At 59.7% G+C, this 16,746-nt stretch carries 22 protein-coding genes; 16 read left to right on the plus strand and 6 right to left on the minus strand.

Annotation, left to right across the window (positions count from 1 at the left end):
- The first annotated feature begins 79 nt into the window (after positions 1–79).
- Together AC1RTA_RS14810 and AC1RTA_RS14815 are read left to right on the plus strand one after the other, a co-directional pair.
- A complete protein-coding gene (locus AC1RTA_RS14810; protein WP_014237736.1) occupies positions 80–1,369 on the plus strand; it encodes an NCS2 family permease in 1,290 nt (429 codons plus the stop codon).
- A gap of 7 nt (positions 1,370–1,376) precedes the next feature.
- On the plus strand, positions 1,377–1,904 hold the full coding sequence (locus tag AC1RTA_RS14815) for an adenine phosphoribosyltransferase (RefSeq protein ID WP_152089138.1): 528 nt from the start codon (positions 1,377–1,379) through the stop codon (positions 1,902–1,904).
- 21 nt (positions 1,905–1,925) lie between these two features.
- On the opposite strand, the gene AC1RTA_RS14820 is transcribed toward AC1RTA_RS14815, so the two are convergent.
- Entirely contained in the window at positions 1,926–2,831 is a 906-nt protein-coding gene (locus tag AC1RTA_RS14820; RefSeq protein ID WP_492785149.1) for a DMT family transporter, read from the minus strand.
- Between the two features lie 56 nt (positions 2,832–2,887).
- On the opposite strand from AC1RTA_RS14820, the gene dapC reads away from it, so the two are divergent.
- The 6 genes from dapC to AC1RTA_RS14850 all read left to right on the plus strand — a co-directional run bounded on the left by dapC (position 2,888) and on the right by AC1RTA_RS14850 (position 9,403).
- Entirely contained in the window at positions 2,888–4,093 is a 1,206-nt protein-coding gene (gene dapC, locus AC1RTA_RS14825) for a succinyldiaminopimelate transaminase (protein WP_492785150.1), read from the plus strand.
- 22 nt (positions 4,094–4,115) lie between these two features.
- Positions 4,116–4,934, plus strand: coding sequence for a 2,3,4,5-tetrahydropyridine-2,6-dicarboxylate N-succinyltransferase (gene dapD / locus AC1RTA_RS14830; RefSeq protein WP_014237740.1), 819 nt, complete (start codon positions 4,116–4,118; stop codon positions 4,932–4,934).
- A 59-nt stretch (positions 4,935–4,993) separates the two neighbouring features.
- Positions 4,994–6,175, plus strand: a complete 1,182-nt coding sequence (locus AC1RTA_RS14835) for a PilT/PilU family type 4a pilus ATPase (protein ID WP_492785151.1) — start codon at positions 4,994–4,996, stop codon at positions 6,173–6,175.
- Positions 6,176–6,197: 22 nt separating this feature from the next.
- Positions 6,198–7,349: a succinyl-diaminopimelate desuccinylase gene (dapE, locus tag AC1RTA_RS14840; protein ID WP_492785152.1), complete on the plus strand. Its 1,152-nt coding sequence runs from the start codon at positions 6,198–6,200 to the stop codon at positions 7,347–7,349.
- Positions 7,350–7,351: 2 nt separating this feature from the next.
- Positions 7,352–8,248: a 50S ribosomal protein L3 N(5)-glutamine methyltransferase gene (prmB, locus tag AC1RTA_RS14845; RefSeq protein ID WP_492785153.1), complete on the plus strand. Its 897-nt coding sequence runs from the start codon at positions 7,352–7,354 to the stop codon at positions 8,246–8,248.
- A gap of 261 nt (positions 8,249–8,509) precedes the next feature.
- Positions 8,510–9,403: an SPFH domain-containing protein gene (locus tag AC1RTA_RS14850; RefSeq protein WP_492785154.1), complete on the plus strand. Its 894-nt coding sequence runs from the start codon at positions 8,510–8,512 to the stop codon at positions 9,401–9,403.
- A 215-nt stretch (positions 9,404–9,618) separates the two neighbouring features.
- Here AC1RTA_RS14850 and AC1RTA_RS14855 read toward each other — a convergent pair whose 3' ends face one another.
- From AC1RTA_RS14855 to AC1RTA_RS14865, 3 genes are read right to left on the minus strand one after another with little or no spacing between them, the layout of a single operon-like run.
- Positions 9,619–11,244, minus strand: a complete 1,626-nt coding sequence (locus tag AC1RTA_RS14855) for an ATP-dependent nuclease (RefSeq protein ID WP_492785155.1) — start codon at positions 11,242–11,244, stop codon at positions 9,619–9,621.
- A 20-nt stretch (positions 11,245–11,264) separates the two neighbouring features.
- Positions 11,265–11,567, minus strand: coding sequence for a YHYH domain-containing protein (locus AC1RTA_RS14860; protein WP_492785156.1), 303 nt, complete (start codon positions 11,565–11,567; stop codon positions 11,265–11,267).
- A gap of 11 nt (positions 11,568–11,578) precedes the next feature.
- On the minus strand, positions 11,579–12,460 hold the full coding sequence (locus AC1RTA_RS14865) for a DUF2726 domain-containing protein (RefSeq protein ID WP_492785157.1): 882 nt from the start codon (positions 12,458–12,460) through the stop codon (positions 11,579–11,581).
- Positions 12,461–12,922: 462 nt separating this feature from the next.
- On the opposite strand from AC1RTA_RS14865, the gene AC1RTA_RS14870 reads away from it, so the two are divergent.
- The 4 genes from AC1RTA_RS14870 to AC1RTA_RS14885 all read left to right on the plus strand — a co-directional run bounded on the left by AC1RTA_RS14870 (position 12,923) and on the right by AC1RTA_RS14885 (position 14,338).
- On the plus strand, positions 12,923–13,126 hold the full coding sequence (locus AC1RTA_RS14870; RefSeq protein ID WP_492785158.1) for a hypothetical protein: 204 nt from the start codon (positions 12,923–12,925) through the stop codon (positions 13,124–13,126).
- A complete protein-coding gene (locus AC1RTA_RS14875) occupies positions 13,123–13,368 on the plus strand; it encodes a hypothetical protein (RefSeq protein ID WP_492785159.1) in 246 nt (81 codons plus the stop codon). The genes AC1RTA_RS14870 and AC1RTA_RS14875 overlap by 4 nt, the downstream gene beginning before the upstream one ends.
- Complete coding sequence (locus AC1RTA_RS14880; RefSeq protein WP_492785160.1) at positions 13,365–13,601, plus strand: hypothetical protein; 237 nt, start codon at positions 13,365–13,367, stop codon at positions 13,599–13,601. Before AC1RTA_RS14875 ends, AC1RTA_RS14880 begins: the two co-directional genes overlap by 4 nt.
- A 524-nt stretch (positions 13,602–14,125) precedes the next feature.
- Positions 14,126–14,338 (plus strand): hypothetical protein, encoded by a 213-nt coding sequence (locus AC1RTA_RS14885; RefSeq protein WP_492785161.1) that lies wholly within the window; start codon positions 14,126–14,128, stop codon positions 14,336–14,338.
- Positions 14,339–14,363: 25 nt separating this feature from the next.
- On the opposite strand, the gene AC1RTA_RS14890 is transcribed toward AC1RTA_RS14885, so the two are convergent.
- Positions 14,364–14,594, minus strand: a complete 231-nt coding sequence (locus AC1RTA_RS14890; protein WP_492785162.1) for a hypothetical protein — start codon at positions 14,592–14,594, stop codon at positions 14,364–14,366.
- Between the two features lie 334 nt (positions 14,595–14,928).
- Positions 14,929–15,126, minus strand: coding sequence for a hypothetical protein (locus tag AC1RTA_RS14895; protein ID WP_492785163.1), 198 nt, complete (start codon positions 15,124–15,126; stop codon positions 14,929–14,931).
- Between the two features lie 128 nt (positions 15,127–15,254).
- Here AC1RTA_RS14895 and AC1RTA_RS14900 point away from each other — a divergent pair, with 128 nt between their 5' ends.
- The 4 genes from AC1RTA_RS14900 to AC1RTA_RS14915 form a co-directional block, all read left to right on the plus strand.
- Positions 15,255–15,551 (plus strand): hypothetical protein, encoded by a 297-nt coding sequence (locus AC1RTA_RS14900; RefSeq protein ID WP_492785164.1) that lies wholly within the window; start codon positions 15,255–15,257, stop codon positions 15,549–15,551.
- A gap of 135 nt (positions 15,552–15,686) precedes the next feature.
- Positions 15,687–16,028, plus strand: a complete 342-nt coding sequence (locus tag AC1RTA_RS14905; RefSeq protein ID WP_492785165.1) for a hypothetical protein — start codon at positions 15,687–15,689, stop codon at positions 16,026–16,028.
- Positions 16,029–16,155: 127 nt separating this feature from the next.
- Complete coding sequence (locus AC1RTA_RS14910; protein ID WP_492785166.1) at positions 16,156–16,428, plus strand: hypothetical protein; 273 nt, start codon at positions 16,156–16,158, stop codon at positions 16,426–16,428.
- A 59-nt stretch (positions 16,429–16,487) separates the two neighbouring features.
- Positions 16,488–16,746 (plus strand): hypothetical protein (locus AC1RTA_RS14915; protein WP_492785167.1); only part of this gene is annotated, 259 nt, incomplete at its 3' end.

Here is a 16,746-nt window from a genome sequence, read left to right on the forward strand (position 1 = left end):
CCCCGCCCCGCCGGGACCCACCCACCCCTTCCTTCCACCGGCGACGGCCTCCTGCCGTCGATCTTCCAGGATTCTTCCGATGCTGGAACGCTACTTCCAACTGTCTGCCCACGGCACCACCGCTCGCACCGAGCTCATGGCGGGGATCACCACCTTCCTCACCATGGCCTACATCATTTTCGTGAACCCGGACATTCTCTCGGCCGCCGGCATGCCCCGGGAGGCGGTGTTCGTCTCCACCTGCCTGGCCGCCGCCCTCGGCTCGGCCATCATGGGGCTCTACGCCAACTACCCCATCGCCCTGGCCCCGGCCATGGGCCTCAACGCCTATTTCGCCTTCACCGTCGTCGGCGGCATGCACTTCCCCTGGCAGACGGCCCTGGGCGCCGTCTTCATCTCCGGCTGCCTGTTCGTGCTGATCAGCCTGTTCCGCCTGCGGGAAGCCATCGTCAATGCCATTCCCCGCTCCCTCAAGTACGCCATCTCCGCCGGCATCGGCCTTTTCCTGGCCATCATCGGCCTCAAGAACGCCGGTCTCATCACCGCCCATCCGGCCACCCTGCTGACCCTGGGGGACCTGCACCAGCCGGGCGCCCTGCTGGCCATCGGCGGCTTCATCCTGATCCTGGCCCTGGAGCAACGCCGCGTTCCCGGCGCCATCATCATCAGCATCCTGGCGGTCACCGCCACCTCCATGCTGCTGGGTCTGACGCCCTTCAACGGCATCGTCGCCATGCCGCCCAGCATCGCCCCCACCTTCCTGCAGATGGACCTGGAGGGCGCCTTCCACGCCGGCCTGCTGACCGTGGTCATGACCTTCTTCCTGGTGGAACTGTTCGACGCCTCCGGCACCCTCATCGGCGTCTGCCACCGGGCCGGCCTGCTCGACGCCGAGGGCCGCCTGCCGCGCCTGAAGAAGGCCCTGCTGGCCGACTCCGGCGCCATCCTGGCCGGCGCCGCCCTGGGCACCTCCTCCACCACCGCCTACATCGAGTCCGCCGCCGGCACCTCCGTCGGCGGCCGCACCGGCCTCACCGCCGTGGTGGTGGCCCTGCTGTTCCTGGCCGCCCTCTTCCTTGCACCCCTGGCCGGGGTAGTGCCGGCCTATGCCACCGCTCCGGCCCTGTGCTATGTGGCGGTACTGATGGTGCGCGGCCTGGCCGAGATCGACTGGGACGACCTCACCGAGTCGGCTCCAGCGGTGGTGACGGCCATCACCATGCCCTTCACCTTCTCCATCGCCCACGGCATCGCCTTCGGCTTCATCACCTATGCCGCCCTCAAGCTGCTGTCGGGCCGGCAGGGCGACCTCAAGCCCATGGTGGTGGTCATCGCCCTGGCCTTCGTCCTCAAATTCGCCCTGCTCTGAGCTGCCCATGAACGACGCCTTTTTCGCCTCCCACATCCGCACCATTGCCGACTGGCCCCAGCCCGGCGTGCAGTTCCGCGACATCACGCCCCTGCTGCGGGACGGCGCCGCCTTCCGCCGCCTCATCGACGCCTTCGCCGAGCGCTATGCCGACAGCCACATCGACGCTGTGGTCGGCATCGACGCCCGGGGCTTCATCATCGGCGCCGCCCTGGCCTACCGGCTCGGCTGCGGCTTCATCCCGGTACGCAAGGCGGGCAAGCTGCCCTTCACCACGATGCAGGAGTCCTATGCCCTGGAATACGGCGAGGCCAGCATCGAGGTGCATACGGATGCGGCCCTGCCGGGGGAACACGTGCTCATCATCGACGACCTCATCGCCACCGGCGGCACCCTGCTGGCGGCGGTCAATCTCATGACCCGGCTGGGGGCCCGCATCATTGAAGCGGCGGCGGTGGTGGACCTGCCGGAACTGGGCGGATCGGCCCGTCTGGCGGAGGCCGGCCTGCCGGCCTTCACCCTCCTCCGCTACTGAGGCACCCTGCTCCGGAGCGGCTCAGGCAGCCGCTTCCACCCGTGCTTCCAGGCGGGTGGACAACAGGCTGGCGGCGGCGATCATGGCCCCGCCCAGCCACTCCCGCGACCCCATGGTTTCCCCCGCCAGGAGCCAGGCGGAGATGGCGGCAAAAACCAGCTCCGAGAGCAGGATGACGATGGCCCGGTTGGCCGCGGTGTGGTGCAGGCCGAACTGCACCACCCTGTTCACCAGCATCAGGATCACGCCGATACCCAGCAGCCACAGGACGCCGGCACCGCTCTGGGGCCACTGCATGGAACCCCAGCCGGTGAGCAGCAGGGCGCCGCTGATGACCAGGGCACCGACGAACATGGCGACGGACTTGACCTCGATGGAGAGGGCCTGGGCCCGCCGCGACAGCACGTTGGAACAGGCAAAGAAAAAGCCGGACGCCAGGCCCAGCCATTCGGCCCCGTTGCGGGGCCAGGGCAGGCCCATGGCCGGATGCCAGAGCATGGTGGCGGCACCGCCCAGGGACAGGCCCACCACCGCCAGCCCCCACACCCCCAGCTGCTCCCCCAGCCACCAGCGGGCCAGCAGGATGGTCCACAGGGGCGCCAGGTAGAACAGCAGCAGCACCCGCATCACTTCCCCGTGCAGGGTGGCCAGGACATAACCCATGTTGCAGGCGGCGCCGGCCAGGCCGATGGCCGCCAGCAGCCAGGAGGGCCGCAGGGCGGCCAGAGCCCGGCGCCAGAAGACCAGGGCCAGCGCCAGGGCCACCGCGTAGGTCAGGGCCGAGGCGGCGATGCCGCTGATGCCCAGGCCGGCCAGCACCCGGTAGGGATACCACAGCACACCCCAGACCAGGGCGCCGGTGAGCAGGGCGCCGACGGCCAGGTGGGTGCGCCTGCCATTTCCTCTCCGTGCCGCTTCTTCCCTCACGCTCCGCCCTTTATAATCCGTTGTTTTAAGCCCAGCCCCACACCGGGAACCCCGCCGTGAATCCATTTCTCGCCAAGCTGCAGCCCTACCCCTTCGAAAAACTGCGCCAGCTGTTCCAGGGCGTCACGCCCAATCCGGACTACCGGGAAATCAAGCTGTCCATCGGCGAGCCCCAGCACGCCACCCCGGCCTTCATCAAGGAAGCCCTGACGGCCAATCTGGGCGGCCTCGCCAATTATCCCACAAGCCAGGGAACGCCCGCCCTGCGCCAGGCCATCGCCGCCTGGATGGAGCGCCGCTACGGCCTGGCCGGCGTCAATCCGGACACCGAGATCCTGCCGGTGAACGGTTCCCGCGAAGCCCTCTTCGCCTTCGCCCAGACCGTCATCGACCCCAGCCGCGGCTACATGCCCCTGGTGGTCAGCCCCAATCCCTTCTACCAGATCTACGAAGGCGCGGCCTACCTGGCCGGGGCCGAACCCTACTTCCTCAACACCCTGCCGGAGAACGACTTCTCCCTGGAACTGGAGGCCCTCTCCGAGGCCGACTGGGCCCGGGTGCAGCTGCTCTATGTCTGCTCCCCCGGCAACCCCACCGGCAAGGTGCTGGACCTGGAGGACTGGAAGAAGCTCTTCGCCCTCTCCGACAAGTACGGCTTCGTCATCGCCTCCGACGAGTGCTACTCGGAAATCTACTTCGACGAAGCCAAGCCGCCCCTGGGCGGCCTGCAGGCCGCCAAGCAGCTGGGCCGGGGCTTCGAGCGCCTGGTCATGTTCTCCTCCCTCTCCAAGCGCTCCAACGTGCCGGGCCTGCGCTCCGGCTTCGTCGCCGGCGATGCGGCAGTGCTGAAGAAATTCCTGCTCTACCGCACCTACCACGGCGGCGCCATGAACCCGGCGGTGCAGGCGGCCTCCGCCATCGCCTGGAACGAGGAAGCCCATGTGCGGGAAAACCGTCGCCAGTACAAGGAAAAGTTCGATGCGGTGACGCCCATCGTCGCCTCCGTGCTGCAGACCGGCCTGCCGGATGCCAGCTTCTACCTGTGGGCCCGCACGCCCATCGCCGATACCGAGTTCGCCCGCCGTCTGCTCGCCGACTATAATGTCGTGGTCCTGCCGGGCAGCTACCTGGCGCGCGAGGCGCGGGGCGTAAACCCCGGCGAGAATTTTGTCCGGATCGCCCTGGTGGCCCCCCTGGCCGACTGCCTGGAAGCCGCCGAACGCATCCGCCTCTTTGTGCAGCAACTCGAACAGCAACCCTAACCCCCAAAACGGAAACGACAACATGCAAGAACTGCAACAGATCATCGAAGACGCCTGGGAAAACCGCACCTCCCTGCAGCCCGGCACCGCCCCCGCCAAGATCGGCGAAGCCGTGGACCACGTGCTGGAACAGCTGGACAAGGGCACCCTGCGCGTCGCCGAGAAAATCAACGGCGACTGGGTCACCCACCAGTGGATCAAGAAGGCCGTGCTGCTCTCCTTCCGCCTGCAGGACAACGTGCTGCAGCAGTCCGGTGACCTGCGCTTCTTCGACAAGGTGCAGACCAAGTTCGCCAACTACGACGAACACGCCTTCCGCCAGGGCGGCTTCCGCGTCGTGCCGCCGGCCGTGGCCCGTCGCGGCTCCTACATCGCCAAGGGCGCCGTGCTGATGCCCTCCTACGTGAACATCGGCGCCTACGTCGATGAAAACACCATGGTGGACACCTGGGTCACCGTCGGCTCCTGCGCCCAGATCGGCAAGAACGTGCACCTCTCCGGCGGCGTCGGCATCGGCGGCGTGCTGGAACCCCTGCAGGCCAACCCCACCATCATCGAGGACAACTGCTTCATCGGCGCCCGCTCCGAAGTGGTGGAAGGCGTCATCGTCGGCGAAGGCTCCGTCATCTCCATGGGCGTGTACATCAGCCAGTCCACCAAGATCTACGACCGGGAAACCGGCGAGATCAGCTACGGCCGCATCCCCCCCGGCTCCGTGGTCGTCTCCGGCAACCTGCCGGCCAAGGACGGCAGCCACAGCCTGTACTGCGCCGTGATCGTGAAGAAGGTGGACGCCCAGACCCGGGCCAAGACCAGCATCAACGAACTGCTGCGCGACTAAGCCAATAACAACAGGGGCGCCACGAGGCGCCCCAATCTTTTCGGCGGGAGGGAGGAAGCGTGATTCTCGACAAGCTGTTCCAGCTGATGGCGGAAAAGCAGGCCTCGGACATTTTCATCTCCGCCGGCGCCCCCATCCACATCAAGATCCAGGGCAACACCATCCCGGTGAACCAGCAGATGATGGACCCGGCCATGATCGACAAGATCGCCGAGGAACTGCTGAACGCCGAGCAACTGGCGACCTTTGCCCAGACCATGGAAATGAACCTGTCCTTCGGCATGTCCGGGGTCGGCAATTTCCGGGTGAATCTCTTCCGCCAGCGCGGTTCCACCTCCATCGTCATCCGCTACATCCTGGGCAACATCCCGGCCCTGGACAGCCTGGGGCTGCCTCCGGTGCTGAGCGAACTGATCATGGAAAAGCGGGGCCTGATCCTCATCGTCGGCTCCACCGGCTCGGGCAAGTCCACCACCATCGCCTCCATGCTGGATCACCGCAACGCCAACCGTTCCGGCCACATCCTGACGGTGGAGGACCCGATCGAATTCCTCTTCAAGCACAAGAAGTCGATCGTCAACCAGCGGGAAATCGGCATGGATACTGCCGATTGGGACAATGCCCTGAAGAACGCCATGCGCCAGGCCCCGGACTGCATCCTCATCGGCGAAATCCGGGACAAGCAGACCATGTCCGCTGCCCTGGCCTACGCCCAGACCGGCCACCTGTGCCTGGCCACGCTGCACGCCAACAACAGCTACCACGCCCTCAACCGCATCATCAATTTCTTCCCCCTGGAAAACCGCTCGGCCCTCAACCTGGACCTGTCGGTCAGCCTCAAGGCCATCATTTCCCAGCGGCTGCTGAAGAAGCCGGACGGCAAGCGCATTCCCACGGCGGAAATCCTGCTCAACACCCGCCACATCCAGGAACTGATCGAACGCGGTGAGATCAATGCCATCAAGGAGGCCATGGAACAAAGCCTGGCCCCCGGTTCCCAGACCTTCGAGCAGGACCTGTTCCGCCTCTACAAAACCAACGTCATCACCCTGGAAGAGGCCCTGGGCACCTCCGATTCGCCGACCAACCTCTCCTGGCTGATCAACAACTCGGAATTCGGCAACAGTGGCACCGCTACCGTCGAGGAAGCGCCGGCCGAGCCCTCCATCGACCCCCATGCCACCAACCCCATGGGGGGCGCCTCCTTCAAGGAATTCACGCTCAGCATGAGCGACGAATAAGACCATCACTCCACCACCATTCATGTCCCAACCCAACTCCTGCACCAGCGACCCGACCCTGGACCTGGCCGCACAGCTCATTTCCCGCCGCTCCGTCACCCCGGAAGACGGCGGCTGCATGGACCTCATCAGCGCCCGCCTGAAGCCCCTGGGCTTCACCCTGGAAGCCATCAACCGGGGCAACACGGTAAACCTCTGGGCCCGCCGCGGCAGCGCCGCTCCCCTGGTCTGCCTGGCCGGCCATACCGACGTGGTGCCCACCGGCCCCGTGGAACAATGGGCCTCCGATCCCTTCACGCCGACCCTGCGCGACGGCATGCTCTATGGCCGCGGTGCCGCCGACATGAAGGGTTCCCTGGCCGCTTTCGTCACCGCCGTGGAAACCTTCGTCGCCCGCCATCCGCAGCACCAGGGTTCCATCGCCTTCCTGCTCACCTCCGATGAGGAAGGCGACGCCACCGACGGCACCGTGGCCGTGGTGGAAGCCCTACAGGCGCGCGGTGAAGGCATCGACTGCTGCATCGTCGGCGAGCCCACCTGCGTCAATCGCCTGGGCGATATGGTGAAGAACGGCCGCCGCGGCTCCCTCTCCGGCCGCCTGACGGTGAAGGGCATCCAGGGCCACATCGCCTACCCGCACCTGGCAAAGAATCCGATCCATCTGGCAGCGCCGGCCATCGCCGAACTGGCGGCCACCGAGTGGGACCAGGGCAACGAGTACTTCCCGCCTACCACCTGGCAGGTCTCCAACATCAGGGGCGGCACCGGTGCCACCAACGTCATTCCCGGCACGGTGGACATCCTCTTCAACTTCCGCTTCTCCACCGCCAGCACCCCGGAAGGCCTGAAAAGCCGCCTCGAAGCCGTCCTCGCCAAGCACGGCATCGACTACGACCTGGCCTGGACCCTGGGCGCCAAGCCCTTCCTCACGGGGCGCGGTCCCCTGGTGGATGCTGCCATGGCGGCCATCCGGGAAGAGCTGGGGATCGAGACCGAACTTTCCACCACCGGCGGCACTTCCGACGGCCGCTTCATTGCCGAAATCTGCCCCCAGGTGATCGAGCTGGGGCCGGTGAATGCCACCATCCACAAAATCGACGAGTGTGTGGAGGCAGCCGCCCTGCCCCGCCTCTCCGCCACCTATTGCCGCATCCTGGAAAAACTGCTGACCTGACCATGTCCGAAAACGCCCGCACCGAACTCTTCACCCTGCGCGACCTGCTGCGCTACGCCGTCAGCCGTTTCAACGAAGCCGAGTTGTTCTTCGGCCACGGCTCCGACAATGCCTGGGACGAAGCCGTCTATCTGCTGCTGCACACCCTGCATCTGCCCCTGGACCGGCTGGAACCTTTCCTCGACGCCCGCCTCACCGAAGCCGAGCGCAACACCGTCCTGCACATCATCGAACGCCGCGTCAAAAGCCGCGTTCCGGCGGCCTACCTGACTCATGAGGCCTGGCTCGGCGAGCATAGCTTCTACGTCGACGAACGGGTCATCGTGCCCCGCTCCTTCATCGCCGAACTGCTGGAAGAGCAGTTCGCCCCCTGGATCGACGATCCCTGGGCCATCACCCGGGTAGCCGACATCTGCACCGGCTCCGGCTGTCTCGCCATCCTGGCGGCCCTGGCCTTCCCCGAAGCCGACGTGGACGGCGTGGACATCTCTGCCGACGCCCTCGAAGTGGCCAAGCGCAACGTGGCCGACTACGGCCTGGAAGACCGGCTGCGCCTGGTGCAATCCAACCTCTTCGCCGGATTGGCGAGCCAGCGCTACGACCTCATCATTTCCAACCCGCCCTACGTCAATGCGGAATCCATGGAAACCCTGCCACCGGAATACCGGGCTGAGCCGGAACTGGCCCTGGCCGGGGGCGACGACGGGCTGGACCTGGTGCGCACCCTGCTGCGGGAAGCCAAGGACCACCTCAACCCCGGCGGCCTGCTGGTGGTGGAAATCGGCCACAACCGGGACGTCCTGGAAGAAGCCTACCCCCAGACCCCATTTACCTGGCTCGACACTTCCGGTGGCGACCAGTTCGTCTTCCTGCTGCGGCGCGAGGAATTGCCCAACTGAAGACGGAACGGCAGGCCAAACGGCCCGACATAAAAAAAGCCCAGGTAATACACCTGGGCTTTTTTTATGGGCATCCCACAGATTTCAGCTCAATCCCCACTGACCGCGGGTATCGCGGAGAATGCGGGCCAGCACCTGTTCCAGTTCCATCATGTTCATCATCCTTGCTCAAGCGGTTTGCTCCCTGTGACGGCTGAATCCTACGCTCCGACGATGACAACCGGATTACACTAGCACCACCTCAATCCGGAGATTTTCTTCATGGAACTGATGTCACTCTTGCTGATCCTGGTCGTGGCCATCGCTGTTCTCGGCATCCGCATCATCAATCAGCAGACCGCCGCCGTCGTTGAAACCCTGGGCCGCTATTCCCGGGTGCTGGAGCCCGGCCTCAACTGGATTTTCTTCCCCTTCCAGCGCGTCACCGGCATGCTCTCCCTGCGCATCGACGAAGTGCAGAGCACGGTGGAGGTGAAGACCTCGGACAACATGTTTGTCTCCCTCCCCGTCAGCCTGATGATCCGCGTCACACCGGAGCGTGCCAGCCACGCCTGGTACAAGCTGCAAAACCCGTCGGCCCAGATCTCCACCTGGGTCCTCAACACCATCCGCGCCATCGCCGCTTCCATGACCCTGGAGGACCTGTTCAAGGACCGGGACCATCTGGTGACCCAGGTGGAAAAGGCCCTCTCGGCCAAGCTGGAGGAATTCGGATACGTCCTGGAAGCGGTGCTGGTGGACCAGCCCACCGTCTCCGGCGACGTCCAGGCCTCCTTCAACCGGGTGGTGGCCGCCAAGCGGGAACGGGAGGCTGCGGAACAGGAAGCGGAAGCCATGCGCATCAAGACCGTGCGCCAGGCCGAAGCGGAGGCCGACGCCCAGCGGGCCCGGGCCAAAGGCCTGGCCGACTCGCGCAAGCTGCTGGCCGAAGGTCTGCGGGAATCCCTCGCCGACTTCGAGAAATTCCACGTCAATTCGGCCGAAGCCCTGACCGTGTTGCTGGAAACCAACCGCATCGATGCCATGCGTGACATCGGCAAGCACGGCAATCTGGTACTGCTGGATGTGGCCAGGGACCCCGGCAATGCCCCCCTGCTGGGGCTAGCGGCAAAGCTGGGCAAAACTGCGGGCAACAGCGCGGCGGCGGAAGATTAAAGTTGAATTTTTGAAGCAGAAAAAGAAAAACCCGGCACCAGGCCGGGTTTTTCTTTATTTTGGGGCGATATACCGGGATCGAACCGGTGACACCTGGAATCACAATCCAATAGCATTTTTATATAAAACAATGCATTAGGCACAAAAATACATAATTCATCGTTATCAATAATGCAGACAGCAGCACCATGCCGGATTAATATCTTACAACATAACTATAACCTACTTACACTTAATATAAATTTTCCAAGATCAGTATCAGATATCTCCGAAAAATCCATTTCCCTTGCAACTTTCCAATTACTGGATTTGTTCCAAGAATTTTCAGCATCCTCCAATTTTTGATAGGGCAAGAGAGCGGAATATTTATTGCCAAAAACAGCCTTAATTGCATTATCAGTAAAATAATTTTCAATAGCGCGCCTCTCCGTGAGGAGAACTTTAAATCCCAATTTCTCACATAGCTTAGAAAATTCTAATCTACGTTGAGCGGGCATTGAATCTTTTGAAACTCGCTCGCTATCAACTAATACGGCTATATCTGTCGACAATCTTTTTAGTTCCGCCAATTCATGTTCCGCATTGCCCGTAGCCATAGAATCACCGCCAAGAGGCACAACTACTATTTTATGATCAACTTTAACCTTTCTTAGAAATTGCTGAACAGTTTTTACATCGGTAGTTCCTTCGACCAAAAGCAGGCGACTAAAACCTATATCTCTATATGACGAAAAACTCATTTCGCCGAGAAATTCGATATAATTTGAAGTTGATTCAAACTGCTTTATAATACTACCTTTTTTCACCTTATTTACTGAGTATATATAATCCGCAGCGGCTCTTGCCAAACCAATCGAATGTGTGGCACATATAATCATTGATGAACCATAAGAACTAAGACTTGTTAAAAAATCTACTTGCAAACTTGGATGCAAGTGCAACTCGGGCTCATCGATCAAAAGAAGAGATGGCTTTCTAATTAAAACATTACCAAAACAAACAATAAATTGAGACAAACCAGACCCAAGCTCATTTAACTTATACGGTTTATCATCTACATTTAGCTGAAGAGTTTTCAAGTCAACAGAAGAAATAATCTCAAGACTGTCAAAATCAAATATCTTTCTTATATCTTCAGAAACCTTGGCAACCGCCCTATTCTGTTCTTTTGAAGCTCCTGTTTTCCAGGAGTTCCACAAGTCTACAAACGCCCCGCCAATTACTAAGTCATAATAATCAGCCCCCCCAGAATTAATTACATTCCTAAATGGGCCGATGTATAGAGAATCTCCCAACAACTCAAATATATTTGATAACCTAACACAGTCAATCAAATACGGGACATTATTGATGAAAGTTCGGAGAGGAAAGCTCGCAGGAATATTATCCAAAACCATCTTGGAACCATTTGCATCATATCCATAGGGGACAATATCCCATCTTCCAACACGATCTCTTTTTGCGGTTATTTCAACACCAACAACACAAAAAGAATCAAAAGAGCCAATACGAGCAGTAGAAAAGCAATTGGTGCGACTAACACAAACATCAATACTCAAGTCTCTTTCATTGTGGTCGCAAAATATCTCTAATGGGTCGTTGAGATAATCAACCCCACTATTAAATGCCCCCTTGGCTACCGCCTGAGATAGACCATCACCAAGTGAAAGCAGTTTCCATATCGGCCTAAACTCTCTCAAGAACTTTAGAATAGATGATTTTCCACAATTGTTAGGCCCAACAAATGCAATTATTCCATTAGAGACATCAAATCGAGCTGGGTTTTCATCTGAAAAACACCTGTAATTTTTTACTACAAAACTAGCAGAAATATTATCCATTTAAGTTATATTTCAGAAAATTAACAACCGTATCGTTTCTTCCCATTCACAATCCGATACCTCCCGCCCCTAGGCCCCGTATAGCAGGTACTATCCGTCGATGGATACAGCGAAATAGCAGGCCTATATTTTCCGGTATCGGATTGCGGTACCGCCTTGGGAGCAGCTGCTGGCGCTGTATAGCTACTCTGGTGACAGTGATACTCCGCTGTTTTACGATTGGAGTGGCATCCATTTCCATCTAAGCCGCCACCATGGGCTGTAACAGTCAAAGGCAACACTAGTAGGCTAACAGCTACGATATGGATCAGCTTAGATTTCATTCCCCCTCCATTTATGATTTAGATACTGATCTCAAGATCATTACTGATGCTCGTATATCCTCTTCAATTGGCATCATCTCTACTCGCCATCTTATTAGCCTTACACCAGCATCCCTAAGGCTCTTCTCTTTTTTGTCATCCCGATTTTTTGCGTCGTTGTTATCGTGCGAAGGATCATCAAGCTCAATTGCAGTAACTGGATTCATCGTAATCGGATCACACACTAGAAAATCCACACGTTGTTGACCGATACGGTTTTGCCATCGATAAGAGTTCTGAAAGAACTCACGCCCTGCTTTCCGTTTATCAATTCGGATAAACGCCGCCAAAGGAACCTGAGGAAATACAATCATCTCAGGTACAGCTCGCCGGATTCTTCCGAAGAACTCCAGTTCATACGACGACATTAACGGCGCAGGCTTGTATGGCAACACCTCTTCTTCTTGTATTTTTGGTTCGACCTGGAAGGAAGTGTTGGCGCTTTTCTTCCAACGCTTTTTTGTTCCCTTCTGAGCAATGACAAAAATCACGACCAACAGCAGAGGCCATAGATACCAAGGCGTCGTAGGGCTTGGTGGAGGTTTCGGTGCTACCGGAGTTTTGGGGCGAACAGGGGGGGACGCTGTCGGTTGGCGTCTTACTTGAGGGGGAGGTTCGGAAATGATTACGGGTAGAGCTTTTACCGGGGGCGGTGCCGGTGCAGGTGCTGGAGCGGGGATATTTTGAGTTGAACTAACAGGGTTTGGATTTCTGTCGATTGCCCCTATTGAGGCGCAAGGGGAGTTTGTAATAAGGATTCGGCCATCCTTGGTACAACGATATGTATCGGCCTGAGCTACAAAGCAGAGAAATCCCAAGCAAAGCCCAATAGTTTCCCGTTTGAACAGGCCCACTTGATCTCCCCCGAGGTGAAGGCTCTAAAGCACTATGAGAAGTGCATATTTTCCAGTCTTGAGGGGGGAAGCGTCTAGTCCCCCTAGCTACTTTCCGACGCTTTTTTGAAGCTCTTCTAGCTGCTCCAACTCGGGACTAGTCTGTCCCGCCTCTGGGCTTACCTGTCCAGTCATCAGCCATAGCGTGTATTCCGGGAAAAGCTCGCACAGCTTTTCCAAGTGATCCGATCCCGGCTTTGTACGCCCGTTGTAGGCGTGTCCCCAGCTTCTTGCATCGATACCCGTCAGCTTTTCTAGGTGCGTGAAAGCACCTTTCTTTGGGCAACGTCGATCAACAATTTTAATCAATCTATCTAGAAGCATAGAAACAAACAATTGGTAAACATTATGTACGGTGAATATACTTAACTTACGTAAACATTATTTACTTACAAAGTGCCGCATAGTGCTCTAACGCCGATTATGACAGCCGAACTCCAAATCAACCAGCTTCCACCGGTGCCCATCATGCACTGGCTGGCATTTGCCAAGTCCGTCGGGCTTGAAGAAGAGGTCGTACGGGGTCTTTGCGGCAAAGGACACCTCCCCACCATCCGCCTCGGCAAACACCGCTTCATCAATCTGGCGAAGCTCCAACAGATGTGCCTGGAAGGAGAAGAACCGTGACCCTCTCCCGTGCCTACCAAAAGACCCAGGACTTCCTGGCCCGGCAACTCTCCTTCGACTTCACCTTTGGCCGCCGGCTGGTGAAGTCCATCAAGCGGGGCTTCATCTGGATCAGGCCCGACGGCAAGCAAAGGCCCTGCGCCTCTGTGCGCAGCCTTTGCGCCGCCATCATGGACTACGACGGCCACCTCCTGGCCCCCCTGGTCGCCCAGGCCCAACGCATGCGGGGGATGCCGGCATGACCGCCTACTACACCGTCCCGGCCTCCCGCCTCCGCTTCGCCCTCAAGGAAAAAAACCGCCTGATCAAGCGCGGCGCCGGGGTTGGCCGCTGGCCCGTCAGCATCATCCGCCGCGAAACCACGGCGGGCTGGCGCATCCCGGGCGTCGTCCTGGCCCGCCCGCTGATCGGCCTCACCGCTCTCCTGCAAAACCTCCAAGCGGCAGGCCTGAGCACCACGGGAGCGCCGCTGTGACCCATACACCTCTGACGCTTCGGCAGGTGCCGCCGGGTTCGCCCGCAAGCACCCTCCGCCTCGCCCTCGGAGCCCCCAAAGGCACCGTCGGCACCTCCCTAAGCGCCAGCCATCACCCCCAGGTATTCCGGGATGGCAATCCCGGCGGGAACGCCCTTCCCTCCTGCTTCGTTCCACTGGAAACAACCCGGGCGCATCAGCCCCAGGCCCCCGCCTTTCCTGGCATGCAGGGCTTGGTCCGGCAGCTTCACCGCCGGACTTCGCCGGTAGTCCACGCGCGCGGCCCCTGGCCTCAAGAAGCAAAGGTCGCCCGTACCCCGTGCGCGGGACGTATCCCGGCGAACCCATGCCAGGACGGGAAAGCGCACCAGCCCCATACGGTTTTCAGCTTTGTATTAAACGGCAAGCCCCGCAGGGCCGCCGGAGGCACACCCCGCTGCCCTGATCCCGCAGCGAAGCGAGGACAGCAGGGAAGCCGACAAGCGATAGCGCGTCAGGATCGGAGAAGGAAAGGAGGTGCATCAATGCAAGTCGAGCGAAGCACACCCGGTTACTACCACGTCACCCTGGCCGACGGCGACACCTACACCGTCACCCGGATTCCCGGCGGTTGGGAATACAGCAACCGCTACGAACGAGGCCAGCGCCCCTCCCTGAGCCTGTGCCTCTCCTACCTCCGCAGCCTGCACCGTCAGGAACGCTTGGCCCGGGGTCCCGGAAAAGTCGTTCTCTCTTGAAAACGGAGATACCGCTATGCCTTCCTCAGACACCCCAAAGGTACTTAACCCACAGCCCCCAAAGCAGGATCACGGGCAATTGCAGGATTTGCTGCGTCAGTCGAGCGGTACTACGGCTGACGCCGGTATGCCGCAAGTACAACACGATGGCCAGGACCAAAAGCTCCAACCCGATCAGGCCAAACCCAGCATTGAGCATCTTGCTGGCAATCCCCTGAATACCGGCCTCCATCATCGACTGATTGCTTGGGTTCATACCCATTTTCCTCAACTAACGGATAAGCAAACGTCATCTTACGACAACTTCGGCTTAGGCCCCTACGAAGCCGGCCTCATCGGCTTCTGCATTGGCCTTCTGCTATCCCTCCTGCTCGTTGATCTCTTCCTGATCTCCGATCCGGTCATTGAGCAAATCTGCCGAACCGTCACAGCAGCGTCCCCTAACTGAGCGGAGCCAGCCATGTCCGACCAACACCCTTTGATTGCCCAAGTAGACCAACGCATCACCCAAGCCCGGGGCCTCATTCAAAACCTCTTAAATGAAGCCCCCGGGCTGACAGCCATGGAAGCTAAGCGGCTATTTCAGATCGCTATAGAGCTACTACCGACGGATCGTTATCAAGCCCCATCTGTTCCCGGTAACGAGCCTCAACGATAGAAAAGCATGCATCGAAGGCAACTTTCCCGATGCCCTCATTGCCCTTTTGCTCTTCGGAAAGAACCCCAGAAGCCAGCGTTGCAGCAGCCTGAATCAACTGCAAAGTGGTTTCGGAATTGTAGTAGTTCATAAGACCTCCAGTTATGCAAATCGGGTCTTGATGATGCCATAGGCAAGTAATCAACCGCCACCGGGCCAACACCCCACCCGGGCAAGCGGACCTTATCGGGGTGATTAGTGAGGTTCGATATGTCCCGTATGACTGCTGAAGCTGTTCTCCACATCGAAGGCGCTTCCCGTTTTGACTTTGACGGTATCAAGGGCGTCAAAGTGTTTTCCTCCCAGGAAGCCGACCCGACGAATCTGAACGTGATTGGCCGCGAAGTCCTGGAGTTCTCCTGCGGCTTCGACCTTTTCGAGTCCATGCGCCCCTATGGCCTGCCCGGCGATTTCAAGTGCGTCCTCGAATTCGGCCGCGCATCCAAGGGCAAGGCCGGAACCAAGATCGTCGCCATCCAGCCCCTCAAGGCCCCGGCCCAGCCCAAGGCCGCCTGACTAGCAGGCTAACGCCATGGCCCAATCCATCATTCCTCTATGGAAAGTCCGGCTGGCCCTCAATGCCGCCCGCTGGGCAGCCGACTACCCGGCCCACATCCGCTTTGCTGCCGTGGGGGAATGATGGGTTGGGCCATGAACAACCGCTGCTACTCCACCCCGGAGGACGCCCACAGCGCCTTCCGGGCTGGCTTCCCCCTGGTAGACGCCAGCGGCATTACCAAGTGGGACACCTCCACCCTCAACGTTATCGGTGTCGCTCCCCGGCAAAGCGCCACCATCAGCTACACACTCAAGGTCCGCTCCTGGGCAGACAGCACCGATATCGAAGCCCAAAAGGCCGGCGTTTTCCCGCTGATGCAATGCTCCTTTGATGCCGGTGACCAGTTTTCCAACATCGCTATCCAGGACATAGCCGTCGCAATCGGCATGGGCCTGTGTTTCGTCGTCGGCATTGTCGCCGGAAAGATGAGGTAGCCATGTCCGCATCGTATTCCGCAATTCTGGGAGGTTTTATCGCTGCGTTCCTCCTTGGATATGGAGTCGGATTTTCCTTCCGATTCCTTCAAACCCTCCTAAACGCAGCACCTTCGGAGTAACTGCCATGCAAAAACGTTTCAATGCCGTCAAGGAACTGGCTCGTCGCAACGCGCAAAAGATGGTGGCCGCCGGCTTCGGTCTGGTGGGGGTGGCCCAGGTGCACGCCGCCTCGGTCATCGATACCGCCACCAAGACCGCCATCACCGCGGGCTTCACCGATATGAAGGACACCCTCCTGGATATTCTGGGTGTGGCGTACCCCTACATCATCGGCGCCACCGTGCTCATCATGAGCCCGTCCATCGTCAAGCGCTTCATGAAGCAAGGCGCTAAGTAATGAGCAGCCCCGGACGACTGACGCTGCAAGGCCTCTGTCGGACCGGGGCGCCTTCCCCCATGCGTCGCCTGCTCAATCTCTTCTTCGTCTCCGTGTTCTGCCTCTACACGGTGGTCCAGCCCCAACGGGCCTATGCCCTCGTCGGTGCAGCCCCCTTTGTCGGCACTCCGCTAATTGCCACCCTCGGCGGCCCGATTGGTCTTGCCGTAGTAGCCGGCGCCATCGGTCTCTACGGCCTCTGGCTCCTGATCCCTGATGGCGATGGCGGCAGCGTCCGTATCCCGCTGTCAGACAAACCCCAATCCCAGCCCCCGGCCC

Source organism: Azospira sp. MPR-E4, from assembly GCF_058809645.1.

Coding starts and splice junctions, on each gene's coding strand:
- AC1RTA_RS14855 (WP_492785155.1), bottom strand. CDS start 11,244: ATGGATAATATTTCTGCTAGTTTTGTAGTAAAAAATTACAGGTGTTTT.
- AC1RTA_RS14810 (WP_014237736.1), top strand. CDS start 80: ATGCTGGAACGCTACTTCCAACTGTCTGCCCACGGCACCACCGCTCGC.
- AC1RTA_RS14900 (WP_492785164.1), top strand. CDS start 15,255: ATGACTGCTGAAGCTGTTCTCCACATCGAAGGCGCTTCCCGTTTTGAC.
- AC1RTA_RS14860 (WP_492785156.1), bottom strand. CDS start 11,567: ATGAAATCTAAGCTGATCCATATCGTAGCTGTTAGCCTACTAGTGTTG.
- AC1RTA_RS14910 (WP_492785166.1), top strand. CDS start 16,156: ATGCAAAAACGTTTCAATGCCGTCAAGGAACTGGCTCGTCGCAACGCG.
- prmB (WP_492785153.1), top strand. CDS start 7,352: ATGTCCGAAAACGCCCGCACCGAACTCTTCACCCTGCGCGACCTGCTG.
- dapE (WP_492785152.1), top strand. CDS start 6,198: ATGTCCCAACCCAACTCCTGCACCAGCGACCCGACCCTGGACCTGGCC.
- AC1RTA_RS14890 (WP_492785162.1), bottom strand. CDS start 14,594: ATGAACCCAAGCAATCAGTCGATGATGGAGGCCGGTATTCAGGGGATT.
- AC1RTA_RS14850 (WP_492785154.1), top strand. CDS start 8,510: ATGGAACTGATGTCACTCTTGCTGATCCTGGTCGTGGCCATCGCTGTT.
- AC1RTA_RS14880 (WP_492785160.1), top strand. CDS start 13,365: ATGACCGCCTACTACACCGTCCCGGCCTCCCGCCTCCGCTTCGCCCTC.
- AC1RTA_RS14815 (WP_152089138.1), top strand. CDS start 1,377: ATGAACGACGCCTTTTTCGCCTCCCACATCCGCACCATTGCCGACTGG.
- dapD (WP_014237740.1), top strand. CDS start 4,116: ATGCAAGAACTGCAACAGATCATCGAAGACGCCTGGGAAAACCGCACC.
- AC1RTA_RS14905 (WP_492785165.1), top strand. CDS start 15,687: ATGAACAACCGCTGCTACTCCACCCCGGAGGACGCCCACAGCGCCTTC.
- AC1RTA_RS14870 (WP_492785158.1), top strand. CDS start 12,923: ATGACAGCCGAACTCCAAATCAACCAGCTTCCACCGGTGCCCATCATG.
- AC1RTA_RS14895 (WP_492785163.1), bottom strand. CDS start 15,126: ATGAACTACTACAATTCCGAAACCACTTTGCAGTTGATTCAGGCTGCT.
- AC1RTA_RS14885 (WP_492785161.1), top strand. CDS start 14,126: ATGCAAGTCGAGCGAAGCACACCCGGTTACTACCACGTCACCCTGGCC.